Genomic DNA, 21,180 nt, shown 5'->3' on the forward strand with positions numbered 1-21,180 from the left:
GGGCAGCCGCGATATTTATCCAAGAGGTGATTGATATGGCTAAAGTTGTTGGTATCGATTTGGGAACGACGAACAGCTGCGTTGCGGTGATGGAAGGCGAGAACGTCACGATTATCCCCAACCCCGAAGGGGCTCGGACTACTCCGTCGGTTGTGGCCTTTGCAAAGGACGGAGAGCGTCTCGTCGGTCAGCTGGCCAAGCGGCAGGCGATTGTCAACGCGGATAAGACGATCATGTCGATCAAGCGGCATATGGGCACGGACTACACCGTGACGGTCGATGGCCGCAAGTACACGCCGCAGGAGATTTCCGCGATGATTCTCCAAAAGCTGAAACACGACGCCGAGGAGTACTTGGGAACGGAAGTAAAACAGGCGGTCATCACCGTTCCGGCGTACTTCACCGACGCCCAGCGTCAGGCCACTAAGGACGCCGGCGCGATTGCCGGCCTTGAAGTCCTGCGGATCATCAACGAGCCGACCGCTGCCGCTCTGGCTTACGGCGAGAACAAGTCGGGCGAGCACAAGATTCTGGTGTTTGACCTTGGCGGCGGCACCTTCGACGTGTCGGTGCTGGACGTGGGCGACGGGGTGTTTGAGGTTTTGGCTACCCACGGCGACAACAAGCTGGGCGGCGATGACTGGGATATGAGAATCGTCAACTGGATGGCCGCCGAGTTCAAAAAAGACCAGGGCGTTGACCTGTCGGCCGATCGGATGGCCATGCAGCGGCTCCGCGAGGCGGCGGAAAAGGCCAAGATCGAGCTGTCGTCCCTGCCGGAAACCACGATTTCCCTGCCGTTCATCTCGGCTGACGCCAACGGCCCCAAACACTTGGAGATGAAGCTGACCCGCGCTAAGTTTGAGGAGCTCACCAGCGACCTGCTGGCCCGGGTTGTTGAGCCGGTGAAAAAGGCCCTCGCGGACGCCAAACTGTCCCCGGCCGACATCGGAAAAGTCCTCTTGGTCGGCGGTTCGACCCGTATGCCCGCCGTTCAGCGGGAGATCAAAGAGCTGCTCCAGAAAGAGCCTACCAAGAGCATCAACCCGGACGAGTGCGTCGCTGCCGGCGCGGCCATTCAGGGCGCTATTCTGGGCGGCCAGACGGACAAGAATATCGTCCTCGTCGACGTGGCGCCGCTGTCACTGGGAATCGAGACGCTGGGCGGCGTCTGCACCCGCATCGTCGAGCGCAACACGGCGATCCCGGTGTCCAAGAGCCAGATTTTCACCACCGCGGCGGACAATCAGCCGTCGGTTGAAATCAAGGTCCTTCAGGGCGAGCGGTCCATGGCGGCCGACAACGTGCTGCTCGGCACGTTCAGCCTGACCGACCTGCCGCCCGCGCCGCGGGGCATCCCTCAGATCGAAGTGACGTTTGACATCGACGCCAACGGCATTCTGAACGTGAGCGCCACCGACAAGGGCACCGGCAAGGCCCAGAAGATCACCATTCAATCGTCCAACCTCTCCAAGGCCGACATCGAGAAGATGAAGTCCGAAGCGGAAGCCCACGAGGCCGAGGACTCTAAGCGCCGGGACCTCATCGAGGCTCGGAACTTGGCGGACAGCCAGGTTTACCAGAGCGAAAAGCTGCTCAAGGACTTGGGCGACAAGGTCACGGCAGAAGAGCGGGGCACCGTCGACGCGAAGATCCAGGCCCTCAAGGGCGTTCTCGGCGGCGAGGACTTGGACGCCATCAAGAAGGCCAGCGAGGCGCTGAACGCGGAAGTTCAGAAACTGTCCGTCCGGCTGTACCAGCAGAACGGCACAAACGGCCAGCCCGGCGCCGGCGGTGCCGCGGGCGGTCAGGCTGGTTCCAATCAGGGCGGCAAAAACGGAGACACCACAGTCGACGCGGAGTTCAGCGACTAATCGCGCCGGTCGGCTATGGCGGCGGTTCAGATAGACTATTACGCCGTCCTCGGCGTTGAAAGGACGGCAACACAGGTGGACATCAAGCGGGCCTTCCGGGAGAAGGTCCGCTCCTGTCATCCTGACGCCAACCCGGGTGACGCGGACGCTGAACGGCGATTCAAGGAAATCAACGAGGCGTACTCGGTCCTTAACAACCCGGAAAAGCGGTCCAACTACGACCAGTGGGGTACTCCCGAGCCCGGCGCGGGCGGCTTCGGATCCGGCGGCGGCCTGTTTGGCGACCTGTTTGACCTGTTTGGCGGGTTTGGCGAAGCCCAGCAGAGCGGCCCCCGACAGGGCGCGAACCTTCAGATGTCCCTGCGAATCACCCTCGAAGAGGCGGCCAAGGGAACGACCCGAACGGTTCGTATCCCACGATTCGAGCCCTGCAGCGACTGCGACGGCACGGGAGCGGAGGCGGGCACGGCACCCCAGCCGTGTCCGGAATGCGGCGGGACAGGGCAAGTCAGGTCGCGGGTCAACACCCTGTTCGGTCAGAGCTGGTCGGTCTTCACCTGCCCGCGGTGCGGCGGCACGGGAAAGCTGATCGCCCACAAGTGCCGCTCCTGCGGCGGAACCGGCAAAGTCCGCAAGACCAGAGAGCAGGAGATCAAGATTCAGCCCGGCGTCGACCGGGGCGTACGGCTTCGCGTCGCCGGTGCCGGCGAGCTGGGAGAACGCGGCGCGCCGCCCGGAGACCTCTTTATCCTGATGGACGTGGCTGACGACCCGCGGTTTACCCGGGACGGTGACGAGCTTCACTGCGCCGCGCGGGTTTCCTACCCGGACGCGGTGTTCGGCACGACGCTGAAAGTGGAAACTCTGATCGACGGTTTGGCGGACGTGAAAATTCCAGCCGGCACTGGGCCGGGGAGCGTCGTCCGCCTCAAGGGGCTGGGCATGCCCCGTCTTCGCTCGTTCGGCCGCGGCGACCTGTACGTTCACGTGGAACTGGAAGTCCCTGCCGGCAGGGAGCTGTCGGCTCAAGCTCAGGAGGCGCTGAAGGCGTTTCGGCAGGCAATTTCCCCTGACGGACCCTCGGAGCAGGAAGAGAAGGCAGAACCGTCGGCGAAGGACAAGGGTGACGGCGAAAGCCTGTTAGGAAAAATTTTCGGCGGGACCAAAAAGCGCCGAAGCAAAAAGAAGTGACGAAAAAAGCGCGTCCCCTCACGGCGAGGGGACGCGCTTTTCGTTAGTTGGTGTGCCACTTCTTTTCCAGCAGCGAGAGCGCTCCGGTGGCGGCGCTCGTCAGGAACAGGTAGACCAGCCCGACGACGATGAAGCTCTCAAACGACGCGTAGGTGACGCTGCGCACCTGCTGTCCCGCTTGGGTCAGGTCGCTGATGGCCAGGACCGACAGCAGCGACGACTCCTTGATCAGCGCGACGAACTCGTTGCCGATTGCCGGCAGCATGCTGCGGACCGCTTGGGGCATGATGATGGTCCACAGGCTCTGCCAGTACGACAGTCCCAAAACCTTGGCGGCTTCCCACTGGCCTCGGGGAATCGACTCGATGCCGCCCCGGACGATCTCGCCCACGTAAGCCGACGAGTTGATGCCGATACCCAAGACGCCGGCCAAAAAGGCGTCCAAGTTGACGCCCAGCTCAGGCAGGCCGAAGTAGATTAAAAAGAGCTGAACCATCAGCGGCGTGCCCCGCAGGACCGAGATGTACAGCCAAGCGAGCCAGCGAAGTGGGGCGAATGGCAGAACGCGGAACGCCCCGACGAACAGGCCGCCGGCCGTGCCGATCAGCACGCCGAACAGGGACGCCTTCACGGTCACCAGCGCGCCGTTCAGGAAAAGGTGCCAGTAGGGCAGAAGGACAGAGAAATCAAGCGTCATGATGGGTTCCCTCCGTGACTTCGCCGTGATGGGACAGCATTCGCTGCAAGAACAGCCGAGTCCGCTCCTTGGTCGGGTGTGCCATGATCTGTTCAGGCGCCCCTTCTTCGACCACCAGACCGTCCGCCATGAAGACCACCCGGTCGGAGACCTCCCGGGCGAACGCCATCTCGTGGGTGATGACCAGCATGGTCATTCCCGAGTCCGCAAGGGACGCGATCACGTCCAGCACGTCGCCGACCAGCTCGGGGTCGAGAGCGCTCGTCGGCTCGTCAAACAGCATTACTTTAGGTTCCATGCACAGCGCCCGGGCGATCGCCACGCGCTGCTGTTGGCCGCCGGACAGCTGGCCTGGCCGCCAGTCCGCCTTGTCGGCTAGGCCGACCTTGCTCAGCAGACGAAGGGCCAGTTCTCTGGCGTCCCGCGCGCTCTTGCGGCGCACCTTGCACTGGGTCAGCACCAAGTTCTCCATCACCGTCAGGTGAGGAAACAGGTTGAACTGCTGAAAAATCATGCCCATCAGCTCGGACTGCTGGGCGTTGGTCATCGACTCGTTCAGGCGCTTGCCGCACACCTCAATAGAACCGCTGTCAACTTTCTCAAGCCGGGCAATGCATCGGGCCAACGTGCTTTTGCCCGATCCTGACGGGCCGATCACCGTGACGACCTGCCCCTCTTCAACCGACAGGGAAACGCCCCTCAGCACGTTCAACGAGCCGAAAGACTTGTGCAGATCCTGGACGACTATTGCATGAGCCAAAGGCCTCACCTCCACCGAGCTGCCATTATACGGTACGGAACATGAAATTGAAAGAGGGTAGATAAAAAAACATAAAGTAAACTAAAGTTTTACTTTAGGTCACTCGGCTGGCCGCGTTTGGCCAATAGCAAATTGGTTGGGCCTATCTTCAGTTGGGCTGATAAAGAAGAGCGGAGAAAGGGCGGCTCTTAGTTGGCAGACAAGCTGAAATTGTCTATAATAGGCAACATAGGAGGCCTGCCAGACGAGCCCTGACTCGCGGCGTCGTCGCGGCAGGCGTTTTTGTCGTCTCCGGACTGCGCCGGGCCGACTGGAGGTGAACGCCGTGAAAATTTCTGACCTGCTTCAAGCGCTGGACAGCATCGCTCCGCTGGCGCTGAGCGAGCCGTGGGATCACTCCGGCCTTCAGTTGGGCGGCGCGTCGTGGCGCTGTAGCCGCGTCGGATTTTGTCTCGACGCGACGGTCGAGAGCGTTCAAGTGGCAAGCCGCGAGGGCTGTGACGTCCTCGTGGCTCATCATCCGCTCTGCTTTTTACCCCTCGCGGACTTGGACACGAGCCGATTCGTCGCTCAGACGGCCGGCGAGGCGTTCCGCCTCGGCGTCGCCGTCGTCGGCTGGCACACGCCGTGGGACTCGGCGCGAGGCGGGGTAAACGAGGGACTGCTGGCCCGAGCCGGCCTTCTGTCGGCTCGAGGGCTGAGGCCTATGCCGGGTGGGTTCGGCATGGGCGGCATGGGCGAATGGCCTGAGTCCTGCCCGGCTTGCGCGTCTGCCGCTGCGTTGGCAGGCGCGTGGGACTTGTCTGGATACCGGCTGGCAGGCGACCCAACGAAAGAGGTTCGGCGGGTCGCGCTGTGCGGCGGTTCAGGCGGGGATCTGTGGCAGGACGCCCTTGAAGGAGGCGCTGACCTGTACGCCACGAGCGAGATGAAGCACCATCAGATCGTCGAGGCTCTGGCCTCTGGTTTGGCCCTCATGCTTTGTGACCACGGAGAAATGGAAGCGCCGTCAATGAGCGATTTAGCTCGCCGAGTTGAAGGGCTCGGTTTTGACGTGCGCGTCCTGCCCGAGACGCCGTCCCACTACCAGTGGGCGGCGAGGGGCTCGGGAAGACATAAAGACTGAGCACGACGAGAAGAAAGAGGGAAATGAAATGAAACGGATTTTCAGCGGAATGAGACCGACGGGCAAACTGCACCTTGGACATATGGCGGGGGCGCTGACCAACTGGCTGAAATTGCAGCGCGACCCGAACGTGGAGTGCTTCTTCGGGATCGTCGACTGGCACGCCATGACGTCCAACTACGCGGACATGACGAGCCTGAAGGTCAACTGCGAGGAAGTCCTGCTCGACTGGCTGGCTGTGGGGCTTGACCCTGAAAAGTCGCCGATTTTTCTCCAGTCGCACGTGCACCAGCACGTGGAGCTGGCGTTGGCGCTGGGCATGCTGACGCCGCTGGGTTGGCTGGAACGCTGCCCGACCTACAAGGAACAAATTCTCAACCTGTCGAATAAAGACTTAGGCACGTATGGCTTTTTAGGATATCCGGTGCTGATGGCCGCTGACATTCTCATCTACAAGGCGACCGACGTGCCGGTCGGCGAGGACCAGACGGCTCATCTGGAGCTGGCGCGGGCGATCGCGAACCGGTTTAACAACTTTTACCGGCCCGTGTTCCCGGAGCCGCAGATCATGCTGACGGCGACGCCGAAGGTTCCGGGCACGGACGGGCGGAAGATGAGCAAGTCGTACGGCAACAGCCTGATGATCTCCGATCGGGCCGACGCGCTGTGGGAGAAAATTCGCACCATGGTCACCGACCCGGCGCGAATCCGCAAGACCGACCCGGGCGATCCGAACAAGTGCCCGGTCTGGGACCTGCACAAGGTCTTCAATGGCGACGAGGCGAGCAAATGCCAGCTGGCGGCTGACTGCCGGGCTGGCGCGATCGGCTGCATTCAGTGCAAGCGCGTTCTGTCGGATCGGCTGAACGAGATGATGACGCCGATTTGGGATCGGCGCGACCGCTTCTCCAGCCAGCCGGGGCTGATGGAAGATATTCTGGCTGACGGCGCCGCGCGGGCCAGCGCCGTGGCTGAGTGCACGATGGCCGAAGCCCGCGAGGCGATCGGCTTCATTCACCCGTACCGGAAGTGACCTTTCGGCTGGAAATCGAAGGCTTTTCCGGCCCGCTCGACCTGCTGTGCCATATGGTTGAAAGTCAGGAAATCCGGGCCGCCGACGTGAAGGTTTCACAGGTGGTCTCGCTGTACGGCGCCTGGCTTGCCGAGTGCGGAAAGGTGGACTTGGACGAGCTGGCCAGTTTCATCGCCGGCGCGGCCCGCTTGGTGCTCCAGAAGACGAAAGAACTGCTTCCTCGACCGGAAGAGCCGGCAAGCGACGAGCCGGACGACGACGGGGAGATGAACTTGGAGGAGTTTCTCCAAGGGTACAGGCCGTACCGCAAGGCCGCCGGCCTGCTGGCAGAGCTGTACGAAAAGGCGGCCGGCCGCGCGTTTAAAGACGCTTCGCCGCTTCCCGCGTCGTTCGACTTGGGCGACCTGATGGGGCTTTCCCTCACTTGGCTTTCCCTCTACGAGCGGCGTCGGGCGGCGGCCGAGGCCGCTTGGGAACCCGAGCACTGGGAAGACGAAATCGGCGGCGTCCCGCTGGCTATCCCCGACGAACAGCAGGTTCAGCAGAGAATGGACGGCGTCATGGAGCGGCTTGCTGTCGTCGGGCCCACGTCCCTGCGGGCCCTGCTGTCGGACGATCCGGGGCGGGGGCCGCTGGTGGTGACCTTATTGGCTCTTTTGGAACTGTCCCGGCGGAACATGATCACTCTGGCGCAGGAGGTGACGTTCGGTGACGTACAAATCTCCCTCCGCGCCGCCTGAGCCGGAAACGCTGAGGCGGGTTGAAGCGGTCCTTTTCGTCGCCGGCGACAAAGGCTGTACCGTCTCCGAGCTGGCCGCCGCGGCTGACCGGCCGCCGTCGGCCGTCAAGGCGGCCCTTGAGACGCTGGCCGACACGCAGGGCCGAGGCGTCGAAGTGGTTGAGCTGGCAGGCCGGTGGTACATGGCCGCGCCGCCCGATCTGGGCGACGTGATCGATCGCTACAGGACCGGCGACGCGTCCAGCCAGATTCGGCTGTCCAAGGCGGCCCTTGAGACGCTGGCCGTCGTGGCGTACGGTCAGCCGGTGACCCGCGGCGACGTGGAGGAAATTCGGGGCGTTCGAAGCGATCGGGCGCTTGAAACCCTGCTAGGTCATGGGCTCGTGCGGATTGCCGGACGGCGCAAGGCCCCGGGTTCACCGCTCTTGTATCGGACGTCTGACCAATTTTTAAAGGTCTTCGGCCTGTCCGCCGTGTCCGACCTGCCCACCGTGGCAGAAATTGAAGCGATCAAGCGGGGAATAACCGCCAGCGGCGAGGAGGAGCAGGAGCATGACGGTTCGGCTGAATAAATATCTCGCTTCCTGCGGCGTCGGCTCCCGGCGCAAGGTGGAACAGCTCATCACCGCCGGCCGGGTGACGGTGAACGGGTATTTGGTCTCCGACCTAGGCCATCAGGTAGAGGACGGGGACGCCGTGGCGGTGGACGACGTGGAAGTTCACGTTGAGGCCAAGACGTACATTGTCATCAGAAAACCTCGCGGCTACATCTGCGCCGTCACAAACCCCGATTACCCGGTGGTGCTTGACCTGCTTCCCCGAAGCTACGACCGGTTGCGGCTCTTTCCTGTCGGCCGGCTGGACCTGCAGAGCGAGGGAATCCTCATTCTCACCAACGACGGGGACTTCGCCAACGACCTGATTCACCCGTCAAACGGCGTGACGAAGACCTACGAGGTACGAATGAACCGGGTTCTGACCGCCGCCGACTTGGAAAACCTCCGGGGTGGGACGGTTTTTGAGGGGCGCCGTCTCGTTCCTCTGTCGGTGGACCTTTTGCCCGACCGCCGACCGGAAGGCCAGTGGGCGACGTTTGTCCTTGGCGAAGGGGTGAAGCGGGAAATCCGCCTGATGGCCGAAGGCTGCGGCATGACCGTTGAGGTGCTGTTCCGCCGGGCGATAGGCCGCATGGAGCTGCGAACCCTCAAAAGCGGGGAATTTGTTGAGGTAACGCTCAAAGATCTTTGGAAAATGATACGCCAGGGCGGCCGGGTCTAAGGCCTCTTGGTCAAGGAGCGAAAAGAGATGAAGCGAATCGGCGTGATTGCCATCGACGGTCCGGCGGGAGCCGGCAAAAGCACAGTGGCCCGAGAGCTGGCCCGACGGCTTGGCATTCGGTACTTGGACACCGGGGCCATCTACCGGGCTGTCGCCCTGTGGCTGGACGGCCGGGGCGTTCCGCCCTGCGAGTCGCCGGCCCTGCGCAAGGCCCTGAACGACGTGACGGTCCGTCTTGAAAACGGGCGCGTTGAGGTGAACGACGCGGACGTGACGGACAAAATCCGCACGCCTCGGGTTTCCGATCTGGCGTCGTCGTACTCGGCTCTACCGTCGGTCCGCGAGAGGCTCTTGGCCCTTCAGCGCGAACAGGCTCTGGCCGGCCCGTTAGTCGCCGACGGCCGGGACATGGGAACGGTCGTGTTCCCGCTGGCGCCGCTGAAGATATTCCTCACCGCTTCCTGCGACGAGAGGGCCAACCGCCGATGGAAAGAGCTCAAGGAGCGGGGAGACGCCCCTTCTCTTGAGGAGATGAAAGCCTCATTGGCCCGTCGGGACGACCAGGACGAGCACCGGGAGCTTTCGCCCCTGCGCCCGGCCCCTGAAGCGTGGGAGCTTGACAGCTCGAATATGACCGTCGAGCAGGTCGTCGAAGCCGTGCTGCGGCGGCTTTTAGGAGACGAATATGCCGGGTAGCTTCGGCCGAAGGGTGCTTTATCGAGTCGTTCGGCGGCTTTGCTGGACGTACCTGAAACTTCACAACCGCTTTCGGGTGGTCGGAAAGGAAAACCTTCCCTCCAACTATCCGGTCATCGTCGCGGCCAACCACACGAGCAATCTCGACCCGGTCGTGGTGGCTCTGGCGTTTCCCCGGCGATTGAGGCCGCTGGCTAAAGAAGAGCTGTTTCAGATTCACCCGGCCTTCACGTGGCTTCTCGATAAGCTTGGCGCCCTGCCGCTGAGCCGACAGACCGACGCCGCGTCCAGCAAGGCGCTGCGGCACTTCATGGGTCTGCTGGACGAGGGCGAGGAACTGATGATCTTCCCCGAAGGCGCCCGGTCGCTGGACGGCCGGCTGATGGAGATCGAAGGCGGCGCGGCGCTCGTGTCGGTCAGCCGGGGCGTGCCGATCGTCCCGCTTTACGTGGCCGGCACGTTCGAGGCCATGCCGGTGGGCGCCGAGACGATCGGACGCCACCCGATCACAGTGTACGTAGGCCATATGATCTGGCCCGGCGGCAAGGGACGAGAGGAGCGTGAGCGGGTACGGCTCGCCCTGCAGAAGGAACTCGAGCGGCTTCAGGAACTGGCTATTGGTTAGCCGACCTGCCGCCGGAATTTAAAGACTCCCCTCAGAGGCGACGCGCCCTCGTCTTTGGCCTCGAACTTCCGGGAAGCGACCAGCTGACGCTAGAGTTGGAAGAACTTCGATTGCTGCTCGCAAACCTCGGCGTCGAGGCGGTTCAGACGGTCGTGCAGAAGCGGCTTCAGCCCGACCCGGCCACCTGCTTGGGGTCAGGTCGCGCCGCAGAGCTGAGAGGCGCTATCGCCGGCTTGGAGGCTGACCTAGCGGTGAGCAACGAGCCGCTGTCGCCCCGGCAGATGCACGAGCTGCGGGCGCTGTGGGGTTGCGACGTGTGGGACAGACCGCTGGTCATCACCAAAATATTTCAGGGCCGGGCTTCCAGCGCGGAAGCCAAGCTGCAGATCGACCTCGCTCGGTGTCGGTATGAGCTGCCGCACCTGCGGGGGCTCGGAGAGCAGATGTCCCGGACCGGCGGCGGCATCGGAACCCGCGGGCCGGGAGAAACTGAGTTCGAGCGGCACCGGCGCAAGCTGGAACGTCGGGAGCGGGACCTGTCCCGCCAGCTCGGGCGCGTTCAGGCCGCCAGAGGCGGACAGCGCAAGCGGCGGGCGCGAAGCGGCATGACGACCGTCGCGTTCGTCGGCTACACCAACTGCGGGAAAACGACCCTCGTCGCTTCTCTCAGCGGCGACCGTGCCCTTCATGGCGAGGACAAGCTGTTCGCCACGCTGGACACAGCGATACGCCGGGTCAGGCTGCCGTCGGGCCGGTTGATCCTAGCCGGCGACACGGTCGGATTCATTCGCCGTCTGCCGCCCGAGCTCGTCGCGTCGTTCCGCGCCACGCTGGAAGAGGTGGCCGAGGCAGGAGTTCTGGCCGTCGTCATGGACGTCTGCGACCCGCATCCGGAAGACACGTTCGGCGTCATCTGCAAGATATTGGCTGATCTCGGCGCGTCAGATCGAATTGGCGTGCTCGTGCTGAATAAAATTGACCGAGTGCCTGAGGGGGACGCGGCGAAAGCGGTTCTTGCCCTGTCGAAACACGGCTTCCCGGTCTGTTGTACCAGCGCTTTAACCGGCAGGGGACTGGACGAGCTTCTGACCGCCCTTGACGGACTGACGGAACGAAGGGGAGAGTGACAGCATGGCTTCGAGCATGACAGGATTCAGCAGGCGAAGCGGGGAACGCGGCTGGGGAAGGCTGTCGGTAGAGCTTTCCAGCGTGAACTCCAGATATTTGGAAGTGCAGTACAAGAGCAACCGCAACCTTGCAAGCCTAGAACCCTACGTGACGAACTACGTTCGGAGCCGGTTTGCCCGGGGCAAGATCGTGGTTCGCGCCGAGCTTCACACCGCGTCGGAGACGGTAGAAGAGCGGCTCGACGTCAACGCCGTCAGAAACTGCTACCAGAAACTGGCGTCTCTGGCGGACGAGCTGGGAATTCAGCCGCCGTCGCTGGGTGACGTCCTCCGCCTGCCGGTCACTGCCGACCTGCAGACTTCCGACGACGAGCCGGACCTGCAGTCGCTGGTCGAAGAGACGTTGGCCCTCGCCTGCGACGACATGGCGGCCATGAGGCTGACCGAAGGCCGGGCGCTGGTCAGCGACATCAGTGCCAACTTGGAAGAGTGGGCCGGCCTGGTCGAACAGCTGAGCAGCCGGTGGAACGAGATCTCCGGTCAGGCGTTCGATGGCTACCGGCAGAAAATCAAAGAGACGCTGGAGCGCTGGGACGCGCCAGTTGACGAGAATCGGCTGGTCCAAGAGCTGGTTATACTGGCTGACAAGTGGGACATCTCGGAGGAGCTGAGCCGGTCGAGAAGCCACATCGACCAGTTCAGAAACCTGCTGAAGGGGGAAGGGCCGATCGGCCGGAAGATGGACTTTCTCCTTCAGGAGATGAACCGGGAAATCAACACGGTCGGTTCCAAGGCCGCCAGCACCGAACTGCGCTGGCTGGTCGTGGACGGAAAAACCCTGCTCGAACGAATCCGCGAGCAGGTGCAGAACGTCGAATGACCGGCGAGCCGCAGCCCAAGACGGCTGGGACGCTGTACGTTCTGTCGGGTCCCAGCGGCGTCGGCAAGGGGACTATTCGGGCCAAACTCTTCAGCCAGCTCACGAGCCGCTACTCATATTCCATCTCCTGCACCACCCGGACGCCCCGTCCGGGCGAGCGGGACGGGGTAGACTACCGGTTCATCTCCGAGGCGGACTTCCTTCGTCGAGTCGAAAACGGCGAGTTTCTCGAGTGGGCGAACGTGCACGGACACAGGTACGGAACCCTTCGGAGCGACGTGGAGGACCTGCTGAGCCAAGGGGTGGACGTCTTTTTGGAAATCGACGTCCAAGGCGCCTGTCAGGTAAAAAAGGTCATGCCGGAGGCGGTGACGATCTTCATCGCGCCGCCCACGCTGGAGGACCTGGAACGCCGCCTGAGAGGCCGGGGCACCGAAACGGAAGAGGCTATCCGCCGGCGGCTGGCCGCCGCGTCGGACGAGCTGGCAATGGAAGACAGTTACGATCTCGTCGTGGTCAACGACACGGTTGAGCAGGCGGCCAATAAGTTGCGCGAGTTCATCACGTCGCGTCGTGGGAAAGGAGCAGAGATCAAATGATCTTTTACAACATGGACAAAATCGCCGAAAATGCGGGGATACAGAACAAGTACATGCTCACGCTGGTCATCGCCCAGAGGGCGCGCCAGCTGAGCGAAATGCGGGTCGCTCCCGCGGAGGGCGAGGAGGAAGACGAAAAGTACATTTCTCAGGCCCTTCAGGAGATGGAAAGCGGGCGGTTGTCCGTCTCGTTCAACACGGTCAACCCCCAGCCGCTGCCCGGCGAAACAAATGGTCCCTCTTCAATGGCAGAGTAACCGGCGAATAGTCCTCGCCGTCACAGGCGGCATCGCCGCCTACAAGACGCCGGGGCTCGTTCGCCTGTTGGCGTCGTACGGCTGTCAGGTCCGAGTCGTCATGACCCAAGCCGCCGAGTCGTTTGTCAGCCCCATGGTGCTGGAGACCCTGTCGGGAAATCGGGTCTGGCGTCAGTCGGATTTTCTGTCGGTTTCGGGCGGCTCCCAAATTCCCCACATCCAGCTGGCCCAGTGGGCCGAAGCCGTGATCGTAGCGCCCTGCACGGCTCACCACTTGGCCGCCGCCGCCGTTGGGCTGGGCGACTCGCTGGTGGCCGCGACGCTGTTAGCCACAAAAGCGCCGGTTCTGTTCTTTCCGGCGATGAACAGCCAGATGCTGGCTCACCCGGCCACAGAGGAAAACATTCGGACGTTGGCCCGCCGCGGCGCGTTCGTCGCCGGAGCTGAAAACGGCCCCCTCGCCTGCGGCGAAGAGGGGCCGGGCCGAATGCCCGAGCCGGAAGAAATCGTCCGGCAGCTGTGGCGCGTCCTCTCCCCAGCATCTGACTTGGCAGGCCGGCGAGTGCTCATCACGGCTGGACCGACCCGCGAGTACTTGGACCCGGTGCGTTTCATCTCCAACCCCAGCACGGGCAAAATGGGCGCGGCGCTTGCTTGGACCGCCGTGCTCCGCGGCGCGTCGGTTGAGGTCGTCGCAGGGCCGACGTCGGTTCAGTTCCCCAAGGAGGCGAGCGTGACGCGGGTCGTCTCGGCGCTTGAAATGTTCCAAGCCGTCAAGGACCGAGCGGCGAGCGCCGACTTTATCGTGGCCTCCGCGGCGGTGAGTGATTACCGCCCCGAGTCGTCGAGCCCCAGAAAAATTAAGCGCGAGTCGGTGGAACGGGTGGAGCGGGCGTTCGTCCAGAACCCGGACATCATCGCTTGGGCCGGGGCAAACAAGCGTCCCGGCCAGATTCTGGTCGGATTTGCCGCCGAAACGGACGACGTGCTGGTCCACGCCCAAGGCAAATTGGAGCGCAAAAAGCTGGACTTCATCGCCGCCAACGACCTGACGTCAGCGGGCAGCGGATTCGGGGCCGACACCAACACGGTGACCCTGCTGGACCGCTCGGGCGGCCGAATCGAGCTGAAAGGCTCCAAAGAAGCCGTCGCTTGGGAGATGTGGAACGTCCTGAGCCCGACATTGGCATGACACTGGTTCGCGTGTGGCTGGCCGGCCCTTGGTGGCACAGCCTGACGTACGAGAGCGACGGCCCGGTTCCCTCGGGCTGTCGGGTCGCCGTCCCGGTTGGCCGAAGCGTCCGAATCGGCCTCGTCGCCGGACCGGAAGACGGGCCAGCCGACCAGACGGTAAAAAAAATACTTCGGGTCATCGACCCAGCCCCGACGGTGGCTCAGGCGATGATTCCCGTCGTCGAATGGGCGGCTGGCTCGTTTTTCTGCTCACCCGGCGACGTCATTCGCCAGCTCCTGCCCGGTTCGTTCTGGAAGGGCGAGCCGTTTCCCGAATGGACGCAAGAAGGGACTGTTCCGTCCAGCTCGGAGACGTTTTACGATCCCAGCGACGAGGCACGGTTCCAGAAAGTCGTCTCCACCTTGACCGGCTGTTCGGGCGGGGCCATCGTCATGACCCCGGAGCTGGAGACGGCTAAAGAATGGGCCCGCCGCCTGAGCGGCGCCGGACTAAAAAAACGGCTCATTCTCTGGCCCAAAGGGGCCAAGGCGATTGCCGCCGCGTGGAAGAAGTGCCTTGGAAGCGACGATCCGATAGTCATCGGCAGTTCGGCCTGCGTCATGGCTCCACTGCGCCGGCCGGAGCTGTGCGCCATCGAAGGCGAAAGTTTGGCAGCGTACGTGCTCCAAAGCGGCGTCGGCCTGTCGGTCCGAAGCCTCGCCGCCCGGCGGTTTCACGCCGGAGGCAAGGTCCTCCTTTTAGGCCGCATGCCCTCGTCCCGCGTCTTTTGCGCCTGCGCGCCTCGCGAGGCCGAATCGTCGCCGGACGACAAAGCGGGACTTCGTTTTGTCAGCCTGTTTGACGCGGCGCGTCATGAGCTGACGGGGTTTCGGTTTCCCTTTTCCATCGGCGAGTCGGTGCTGAGCGACACGAAAAAAGTCCTTCGAGCCGGAAAAACTGTCCTGTGGCTCCTTGACCGGCGCGGCGAGGCCGGCGAAATACGGTGCTTGGAGTGTGACCAACCGGTAGTCTGCGGCCGGTGCGGCGCCGGGGTAACTCTTTGGGGCGGACGGCTCGTCTGTCCCGTCTGCCGCTGGTCGGCCGAACTGCCCGACGCCTGTCCTCACTGCGGCGGCCGGCTCCTTCAAAGCCGCCGCCCCGGGCTTGAAGCACTCCTGCCGATAGCTCAGGCCTTGGCGGGCTCACAGCCGGTCGTTTTATGGCACCAAAACGACCCGTCTGGAGTGCGGGAGGCTCGGGAAAAGGTAGCTGCCTTGGCCGAGACCGGCGGGCTCGTGTTGGGGTCCCGGCGCGCCCTGTCCCTGCTGTCAAAGCTCGACGTGCCGTTAGTCTGCTGGCTCGACGCCGACGCGGAAGCCCGCCAGCCGGACTACGCCTCCCGCGCCGAAGCGTACTCGATGATTCTCGAGTCAATGACCCGAGGCAGGCCCAAGGGCCGGGACGTGGTCCTTCAGACCCGGTCGCCACAGAAAGGCTGGCAGATCACGCTGAAATCTGGCTGGAAAGCGTTTTGGATCGGCGAACTCAAAGAGCGGCGGGAGCTCGGATTTCCTCCGTACTCGTACTTCGTCACCATCGACCCGGCGGGCCGGAGCGACGAAGTGCGCCAGGCGCTGGACGACGGCGGGTTCTCGTACATGGAATCGGACGAAAAAATAAGCCTCCTCGCGGAGCGTCTGGCGCCTCTGCACCAGTGCCTTGCTCCGCTTTTTTCCATCGGCCAGTCCCGGAAGGGATTCCCGAAAATTAGCCTGCGCCTGGACTGACGGCGCAAAGGAGTTTGTTATGGCAATAGTTTCTATCGTCGGCCGCCCGAACGTGGGCAAGTCATCGCTTTTCAACCGTCTGGTCGGCAGCCGCCGGGCCATCGTGGACGACCAACCGGGCGTCACCCGGGATCGGCTCTTCGGCCGCGTCGAGTGGGGAGACCGCTCGTTTTACCTTGTTGACACCGGCGGCCTACTGCTTCGCGACGACGACCCGATCATGCGGTCCATGAGAGGCCAGATACAGCAGGCCATCGAAGAAAGCGACGCGGTTCTGTTCGTGGTTGACGGCCCGTCAGGCGTCACGTGGATGGATCAGGACGTGGCCGACGTGCTCCGCAAAGCCTCGTCCCGCGTCATCGTGGTCATCAACAAGCTGGACGACTGGAAGCACGACGATCTGGCCATGGAAGCGTACTCGCTGGGCTTTGACAAGGTCATCGGCGTCAGCGCGCTTCACGACCGGGGCATTGACGAGCTGAAAGAGGCCGTCTGCGCGGTCCTCCCAGACCGCCAGCTCCCGCCGGAGGCCGAAGAAGTCATAAAAATCGCCCTCGTCGGGCGGCCCAACTGCGGCAAATCGAGCATACTCAACAGGCTGGCCGGCGAGGACCGCTCTCTGGTGAGCGACGTGGCAGGAACGACCCGGGACGCCATCGACTGGGAGACGGCTCAAAACAGCCGGACGTTCAGAATCGTGGACACCGCCGGGCTGCGGCGCAAAAGCCGTCAGAAAGGGAACGTCGAGTTCTATTCGTCGGTGCGGACCATGCAGGCCGTGGACGAGTGCGACGTGGCCGTCTTCATCATGGACGCGTCCGAGCCGGCGACAGAACAGGATCAGCGCCTTGTGGCCGAAATCCTCGACCGGGGCAAAGGGCTCGTCCTAGTGGTCAACAAGTGGGACCTCATCACCGGCGAGCGGCCGGGCGACGAGATGACAAAAAAGCTGGACGAGGAATTTCGGTTCGCCGCGGACGCGCCGAGGCTCTTCACGTCCGCCCTCTCGGGCAGAGGCCTGCATAAGTTGCTCGACTTGGCTGCCGGCGTGTACGACCGGCGGCGGGCTCGGTTCAGCTCGGCGCTTCTCAACCGGATCGTCAGGGACATGCTCGCGTTTGAGCGGCTTCCCAGCGACGGAAAAGGCCGGCTCCTGCGCATCTTCTACTGCACTCAAAGCTCCGACGTGCCGCCGACGTTCGTGTTCTTCGTCAACGATCCCAAGCTGGTCACGCAGGCGTTTGAGAACCATATGAGGAAAAAGATCCGCGAGCTGGAGGACTTCTCCGGCGTGCCGCTTCGCCTGTTCTGGCGTGGCAGAAAGAAAGAGAACCCAGCGTAAGCGCAAAAAAGAGAGACCTTCCGGCCCGGCTCAACGGGACGGAAGGTCTCTCTTTTATGAGGTTTTTTCCAACAGCGCCAGCCATTGGTCGGTTGTCAGTTCCTCAGCCCGGGCGTTTGGGCTGATGGAGCAGTCCTGAAAGGCTCGAGCCGTCTCCTCTTTGTTTCGTCCCGCGGCTTCAAGCGAGTTCAGGGCCTTTTTGCGCCGCTGGGCGAACGCGTCGCGCAGAAGCCGGCGCCAGAGGGCGTTCAGCGCCAGTTCATGCCGCCGGACGAGCTGGATATGGACCAGAGCCGACCAGACCTTCGGCGGTGGGACGAACGAGCCGGGGGACACCTTCATGAACGTCTCGGCGTTGCCCATCGCCTCAATCGTCACGCCAAGCGGGTACCGGGCTTTTGTCCTCGGCGGGGCGCACAGCCGCTCGGCCGCTTCCTTCTGCACCAGCAGAACGAGCCGCGTCAAGCCGCGCGGGGCGAGCTCTTCGAGAACCTTCCAGATCAGCGGCGTGGTGATGTGATAGGGAATGTTTGCCACGACGGCGGTGGGCAGTGGGTCGAGCTCGGCCAGAGGAAAGCTCATCACGTCGCCCCAGTGCAGGGCAAGCCGTGAGCACTCAAGCGGAGCCAGCCACTGCTCGAGCCGTCGGTCGATTTCGAACGAGTGGACGAACCGAGCTGGCGAGGCCAGAAGCGCGGACGTCAGGACGCCCTGACCGGCGCCTATTTCGAGGACGGTTTCGTCCTCGCGAAGCTCCGCGCGGGCGACGGCCCGGTCGATGACCGCGCCGTTGGCGAGAAAATTTTGACCCAGCTGGGTGCGATGGACGAATCGTTCCATAGGATCACCGCCTAAAAAACGAGCGGCCGCCTTGGGCGGCCGCTCGAACATTTGACATGGTCGGGACGAGAGGATTCGAACCTCCGACCACCTGAACCCCATTCAGGTACGCTACCAGACTGCGCTACGTCCCGCAACAGTGAAGATTATACCAGCTGGCCCCGGTCAGTCAAGTGTCCGCAAGGTCTGACTTTATTCTAAATATTGTAGCGGCCTCGCTTGAATGGTTTTTTCAGCCGGGCTGACGATGAGAGGTCGGGGCAAAAGTGATAGTATAAAATCCTAACAGCTCAGATTGAGACCGGGCTGCTGAGAACCTTCCAAAAGGGGATGCAGACATGGAAGATATTCGCGTCGGCGAAGAAGGGGCATTTCAGGCCCGCCAGCCTGAGAGCAGTTTTGACGACTCTATCGAGCTGGACGGAGAACGGCTGGATTACACCTGCACGGTCGGCCAGCTGCCGCTGTACGGCGATCAGGATGATCAGCGGTGCGAGTGGTTCTACGCTGCCTATACGAAAAAGAACTTGAGCGAGTTGGAGCGGGCGTGTCGGCCAGTGACATTCGCGTTTAACGGCTGTCCCGGCACGTCGTCGATTTACCTTCACGTTGGCGGCTTGGCTCCCAAGGCGCTCTGCCAGTCGGATCACGGGCTTGACGTGCCCCGCCCGCCGTTTCGGCTGGAAGACAACCCGGGCACGATCCTTGACTTCACCGACCTCGTGTTCATCGACCCGCTGGGTACCGGTTTCAGCCGCGGGGCTGGCTGGGATAAAGACCTGCTCAAGCGGTACTGCGGCGTTGACGAGGACGCGGAAGCCTTTTCTGAGTTTATCCGCGTCTGGCTGACAAAACAGCGCCGCTGGGCCGATCCGGTCGTGGTCTTTGGCGAGAGTTACGGCGGCGTCAGAGGCGGCCGGCTGCTGACGAAGCTGCAGGACCGAGGCATCATGCCCGAGGCGTTTGTGGCCCTGTCGCCGGCGTTCTCATACGCCGAGCTGAACACTACCGCCCTGCTGGAGCGTCATTTAGTGCATACGCTGCCGGCAATGGCTGTCTGCGCGTGGTACCACAAAAAGCTCAGCAGCCGTCTTCAGGCCCTGACGGTCGATCAGCTGCGGGAAGAAGTGGGCAACTGGGCGAAAAGCGAGTACGTTCCGCTCCTGTGGAAGGGCGTCAACTGCTTGACAGAGAAAGAGCGGGCTGATTGCGCCGCCAAGCTGGCCGAATACACCGGGTTGACGGTTGCTCAGGTGGAGGACATGAACCTGAAGGTGCTCCACAGCCGATTCGCCGGCCTGCTCTTGGCCGACGAAGGGAAGGCCGTCAGCCTGTTCGACTCCCGGCTCACCGTGCCGGAGCACGGCTACAAGGGCGATACCGAGCCGAGCTCGTTTAGGGTGTCGTACCCGGCGCTGGCTGCTCTTCACGATTACTTCGGGGATCGGCTGCCCGCCGGTCCGGAGCGGGAGTACTACCTGTTCAACGACGCGTACGTCGCGCCGGCGTGGAACTTCTTCAGCGGGTACGAGACGAAACTGGAAGGCATTCCGACCCGAGCCGGCGGCTTCATCAGCTCGCTGGAACAGATCGCTTTGGCGATGAAGCGCTTCCCCGACATGGGGCTTTTCGTCGGGTGCGGGTACTTTGACATTCACTGTAGCATCGACACGACCCAGTACTGTCTGAACCACCTGCCGATCCCACGCGAGCTGATGGGCCAGATAACGCTTCGCCGCTACTGGGGCGGCCACATGCTCTATACCAACATGGACGCCCGGCTGGAGCTGCGGCGCGACCTGAAAGAGTTTTACAGCCGGACACTTGCCCGGTAACTGACAGATAAGACGAGGGCCCGACGCTCATTTGAGCGTCGGGCCCTCGTCTTGCTGTACTCAGTGGCCCGCAGAAGGTCCTAACAGTTCCTGAACGATTTGGACGAAAAACGCCGTCCCCAGCGGCAAAGCGTCTTCGTCGAAGACGAACTCGCCGTTATGGTACTTTGGCTGTGGCTTTTGGGCAGTCCAGACTCCCAGCCGGGCGAAGACCGACTTGGGTACCCTCTCGCCGTAAAAGGCGAAATCCTCGGAGCCCATGGACGGGTAGGGTAGAGTCTTGACCTTATCAGCACCCAACAGATTACAAGCGGCCCGACGGGCTGACGCGACCATCTCCGGATCGTTGACCAGCGGCGGAACGCCGTACCGGTACTCTGTCGTGTGGGTGCAGCCATACCCGGCGCAGATGTCGGCCAGCATGGTGTTCATTCGGCCTTCGACTTGACGCCGGACGGCTTCGCACTGCGTTCGGACGGTGCCGCTGAAAGAGACGGCCTGAGGAATTGCGTTCGGCGCCTTGCCGCCGTGAATTTCGCAGACCGAAAGAACCAAGGAATCGATGGCGTTGAACTGGCGGGTCACCAGCCCTTGAAGCGCGACGATACAGTTGGCCGCCGCCAGAAGCGGATCTCGGCCGGAAACGTGAGGATACGCGCCGTGACTGGCTTCTCCTGTGACTGTCACGATGAACGAGTCAGACGACGCCATCGCCGGGCCCTCGAGGAACGCCATCTCGCCGGTGTGGAAGTCCGACGTGCCGTGAAGCCCGATGATCGTGTCCACGTGAGGGTTCTCCAGAGCCCCGTGGTCGATAAGGTACCTGGAGCCCTGAAGGGTTTCCTCGGCGGGCTGGAACAGCAGCTTCACTGTGCCTGAAAACTGTCCTTCCGGCCCATCAGTAGCTTCGCCGCGCCGAGCAGCATCGCAGTATGGCAGTCGTGGCCGCAGGCGTGCATGACGCCGCTGATAGTCGACTTGTCCGGCACGTCGGCGGTCTCCTGAATGGGAAGGGCGTCCATGTCGGCTCGAAGGGCAATTGTCCCTCTCAGGGCCATTGCCGTTCCCGCGAATGAGTCCGACGGCTCCCACTTCAAGATCTAACGGCTGAGTTGGAATGCCCAGCTCACCGAGGCGGTGAAGGACAAATTCGGTTGTCAGGCGTTCCTTCATGCCCAGCTCCGGGTAGGAGTGAAGGCGCCGTTTGTCGGCGATGATTTCATCCTTAATCGAAAGCGCCGCTGAAAGAATTGGTGATGTCAACAAAACCCCTCCTTAGCGATTGACGCGGATAGCCGTCAGGCAAAAAAGCGCAAAAAA

The 21,180-nt window shown here is 62.8% G+C and carries 20 protein-coding genes, 1 tRNA gene and 1 pseudogene; 17 read left to right on the forward strand and 5 right to left on the reverse strand.

Annotated elements, in window-relative coordinates:
• Positions 1-35 precede the first annotated feature (35 nt).
• Together dnaK and dnaJ are read left to right on the forward strand one after the other, a co-directional pair.
• The gene (gene dnaK / locus HMPREF1249_RS00235) at positions 36-1,874 is read left to right on the forward strand and encodes a molecular chaperone DnaK (RefSeq protein ID WP_008523025.1); all 1,839 of its coding nucleotides are present in this window, start codon (positions 36-38) and stop codon (positions 1,872-1,874) included.
• Positions 1,875-1,889: 15 nt separating this feature from the next.
• A complete protein-coding gene (gene dnaJ / locus HMPREF1249_RS00240) occupies positions 1,890-3,065 on the forward strand; it encodes a molecular chaperone DnaJ (RefSeq protein ID WP_021775619.1) in 1,176 nt (391 codons plus the stop codon).
• A gap of 43 nt (positions 3,066-3,108) precedes the next feature.
• On the opposite strand, the gene HMPREF1249_RS00245 is transcribed toward dnaJ, so the two are convergent.
• Together HMPREF1249_RS00245 and HMPREF1249_RS00250 are read right to left on the reverse strand one after the other, a co-directional pair.
• Positions 3,109-3,762 carry an amino acid ABC transporter permease gene (locus tag HMPREF1249_RS00245; protein ID WP_008521446.1) on the reverse strand — a complete coding sequence of 218 codons (654 nt, stop codon included), beginning with the start codon at positions 3,760-3,762 and terminating at the stop codon, positions 3,109-3,111.
• Positions 3,752-4,522 (reverse strand): amino acid ABC transporter ATP-binding protein, encoded by a 771-nt coding sequence (locus HMPREF1249_RS00250; RefSeq protein ID WP_021775622.1) that lies wholly within the window; start codon positions 4,520-4,522, stop codon positions 3,752-3,754. Before HMPREF1249_RS00250 ends, HMPREF1249_RS00245 begins: the two co-directional genes overlap by 11 nt.
• A gap of 325 nt (positions 4,523-4,847) precedes the next feature.
• Here HMPREF1249_RS00250 and HMPREF1249_RS00255 point away from each other — a divergent pair, with 325 nt between their 5' ends.
• From HMPREF1249_RS00255 to der, 14 genes are read left to right on the forward strand one after another with little or no spacing between them, the layout of a single operon-like run.
• Entirely contained in the window at positions 4,848-5,648 is an 801-nt protein-coding gene (locus tag HMPREF1249_RS00255; protein WP_008523022.1) for a Nif3-like dinuclear metal center hexameric protein, read from the forward strand.
• A 28-nt stretch (positions 5,649-5,676) separates the two neighbouring features.
• Positions 5,677-6,681, forward strand: a complete 1,005-nt coding sequence (gene trpS, locus HMPREF1249_RS00260) for a tryptophan--tRNA ligase (RefSeq protein WP_021775614.1) — start codon at positions 5,677-5,679, stop codon at positions 6,679-6,681.
• Positions 6,678-7,421, forward strand: a complete 744-nt coding sequence (locus HMPREF1249_RS00265) for a segregation and condensation protein A (RefSeq protein WP_008521442.1) — start codon at positions 6,678-6,680, stop codon at positions 7,419-7,421. The genes trpS and HMPREF1249_RS00265 overlap by 4 nt, the downstream gene beginning before the upstream one ends.
• The gene (gene scpB, locus HMPREF1249_RS00270; RefSeq protein WP_008521441.1) at positions 7,390-7,992 is read left to right on the forward strand and encodes an SMC-Scp complex subunit ScpB; all 603 of its coding nucleotides are present in this window, start codon (positions 7,390-7,392) and stop codon (positions 7,990-7,992) included. Before HMPREF1249_RS00265 ends, scpB begins: the two co-directional genes overlap by 32 nt.
• Positions 7,973-8,698 (forward strand): pseudouridine synthase, encoded by a 726-nt coding sequence (locus HMPREF1249_RS00275; protein ID WP_008521440.1) that lies wholly within the window; start codon positions 7,973-7,975, stop codon positions 8,696-8,698. Before scpB ends, HMPREF1249_RS00275 begins: the two co-directional genes overlap by 20 nt.
• Before the next feature lie 27 nt (positions 8,699-8,725).
• Positions 8,726-9,394, forward strand: coding sequence for a (d)CMP kinase (cmk, locus tag HMPREF1249_RS00280; protein ID WP_008523020.1), 669 nt, complete (start codon positions 8,726-8,728; stop codon positions 9,392-9,394).
• Positions 9,384-10,019, forward strand: coding sequence for a lysophospholipid acyltransferase family protein (locus tag HMPREF1249_RS00285; protein ID WP_008521438.1), 636 nt, complete (start codon positions 9,384-9,386; stop codon positions 10,017-10,019). The genes cmk and HMPREF1249_RS00285 overlap by 11 nt, the downstream gene beginning before the upstream one ends.
• 5 nt (positions 10,020-10,024) lie before the next feature.
• Positions 10,025-11,146, forward strand: a complete 1,122-nt coding sequence (gene hflX, locus HMPREF1249_RS00290; protein ID WP_039872966.1) for a GTPase HflX — start codon at positions 10,025-10,027, stop codon at positions 11,144-11,146.
• Between the two features lie 4 nt (positions 11,147-11,150).
• Positions 11,151-12,026 carry a YicC/YloC family endoribonuclease gene (locus HMPREF1249_RS00295; protein ID WP_008521434.1) on the forward strand — a complete coding sequence of 292 codons (876 nt, stop codon included), beginning with the start codon at positions 11,151-11,153 and terminating at the stop codon, positions 12,024-12,026.
• Complete coding sequence (gene gmk / locus HMPREF1249_RS00300; protein ID WP_008523018.1) at positions 12,023-12,625, forward strand: guanylate kinase; 603 nt, start codon at positions 12,023-12,025, stop codon at positions 12,623-12,625. Before HMPREF1249_RS00295 ends, gmk begins: the two co-directional genes overlap by 4 nt.
• Complete coding sequence (gene rpoZ, locus HMPREF1249_RS00305) at positions 12,622-12,882, forward strand: DNA-directed RNA polymerase subunit omega (RefSeq protein ID WP_008521430.1); 261 nt, start codon at positions 12,622-12,624, stop codon at positions 12,880-12,882. Before gmk ends, rpoZ begins: the two co-directional genes overlap by 4 nt.
• Positions 12,857-14,074 (forward strand): bifunctional phosphopantothenoylcysteine decarboxylase/phosphopantothenate--cysteine ligase CoaBC, encoded by a 1,218-nt coding sequence (gene coaBC / locus HMPREF1249_RS00310; RefSeq protein ID WP_008521429.1) that lies wholly within the window; start codon positions 12,857-12,859, stop codon positions 14,072-14,074. Before rpoZ ends, coaBC begins: the two co-directional genes overlap by 26 nt.
• Positions 14,044-15,843 (forward strand): primosomal protein N' family DNA-binding protein, encoded by a 1,800-nt coding sequence (locus HMPREF1249_RS00315; protein WP_231366861.1) that lies wholly within the window; start codon positions 14,044-14,046, stop codon positions 15,841-15,843. The genes coaBC and HMPREF1249_RS00315 overlap by 31 nt, the downstream gene beginning before the upstream one ends.
• 19 nt (positions 15,844-15,862) lie before the next feature.
• Positions 15,863-17,185, forward strand: coding sequence for a ribosome biogenesis GTPase Der (der, locus tag HMPREF1249_RS00320; RefSeq protein WP_008523016.1), 1,323 nt, complete (start codon positions 15,863-15,865; stop codon positions 17,183-17,185).
• A gap of 54 nt (positions 17,186-17,239) precedes the next feature.
• Here der and rsmA read toward each other — a convergent pair whose 3' ends face one another.
• Entirely contained in the window at positions 17,240-18,025 is a 786-nt protein-coding gene (gene rsmA, locus HMPREF1249_RS00325; protein WP_008523015.1) for a 16S rRNA (adenine(1518)-N(6)/adenine(1519)-N(6))-dimethyltransferase RsmA, read from the reverse strand.
• Between the two features lie 57 nt (positions 18,026-18,082).
• Positions 18,083-18,159 (reverse strand) — tRNA-Pro (locus tag HMPREF1249_RS00330).
• A gap of 204 nt (positions 18,160-18,363) precedes the next feature.
• Here HMPREF1249_RS00330 and HMPREF1249_RS00335 point away from each other — a divergent pair.
• Complete coding sequence (locus tag HMPREF1249_RS00335; protein ID WP_008521425.1) at positions 18,364-19,860, forward strand: S10 family serine carboxypeptidase-like protein; 1,497 nt, start codon at positions 18,364-18,366, stop codon at positions 19,858-19,860.
• Positions 19,861-19,920: 60 nt separating this feature from the next.
• Here HMPREF1249_RS00335 and HMPREF1249_RS00340 read toward each other — a convergent pair.
• Positions 19,921-20,918, reverse strand: a pseudogene (locus tag HMPREF1249_RS00340) (M20 metallopeptidase family protein).
• Between the last annotated feature and the right edge of the window lie 262 nt (positions 20,919-21,180).

The sequence above is a fragment of the Jonquetella sp. BV3C21 genome, from assembly GCF_000468895.1.
Lineage (GTDB): Bacteria > Synergistota > Synergistia > Synergistales > Dethiosulfovibrionaceae > Jonquetella > Jonquetella anthropi.

Coding starts and splice junctions, on each gene's coding strand:
- dnaK (WP_008523025.1), top strand. CDS start 36: ATGGCTAAAGTTGTTGGTATCGATTTGGGAACGACGAACAGCTGCGTT.
- dnaJ (WP_021775619.1), top strand. CDS start 1,890: ATGGCGGCGGTTCAGATAGACTATTACGCCGTCCTCGGCGTTGAAAGG.
- HMPREF1249_RS00245 (WP_008521446.1), bottom strand. CDS start 3,762: ATGACGCTTGATTTCTCTGTCCTTCTGCCCTACTGGCACCTTTTCCTG.
- trpS (WP_021775614.1), top strand. CDS start 5,677: ATGAAACGGATTTTCAGCGGAATGAGACCGACGGGCAAACTGCACCTT.
- HMPREF1249_RS00275 (WP_008521440.1), top strand. CDS start 7,973: ATGACGGTTCGGCTGAATAAATATCTCGCTTCCTGCGGCGTCGGCTCC.
- cmk (WP_008523020.1), top strand. CDS start 8,726: ATGAAGCGAATCGGCGTGATTGCCATCGACGGTCCGGCGGGAGCCGGC.
- HMPREF1249_RS00285 (WP_008521438.1), top strand. CDS start 9,384: ATGCCGGGTAGCTTCGGCCGAAGGGTGCTTTATCGAGTCGTTCGGCGG.
- HMPREF1249_RS00295 (WP_008521434.1), top strand. CDS start 11,151: ATGGCTTCGAGCATGACAGGATTCAGCAGGCGAAGCGGGGAACGCGGC.
- gmk (WP_008523018.1), top strand. CDS start 12,023: ATGACCGGCGAGCCGCAGCCCAAGACGGCTGGGACGCTGTACGTTCTG.
- rpoZ (WP_008521430.1), top strand. CDS start 12,622: ATGATCTTTTACAACATGGACAAAATCGCCGAAAATGCGGGGATACAG.
- coaBC (WP_008521429.1), top strand. CDS start 12,857: ATGGTCCCTCTTCAATGGCAGAGTAACCGGCGAATAGTCCTCGCCGTC.
- der (WP_008523016.1), top strand. CDS start 15,863: ATGGCAATAGTTTCTATCGTCGGCCGCCCGAACGTGGGCAAGTCATCG.
- rsmA (WP_008523015.1), bottom strand. CDS start 18,025: ATGGAACGATTCGTCCATCGCACCCAGCTGGGTCAAAATTTTCTCGCC.
- HMPREF1249_RS00335 (WP_008521425.1), top strand. CDS start 18,364: ATGGAAGATATTCGCGTCGGCGAAGAAGGGGCATTTCAGGCCCGCCAG.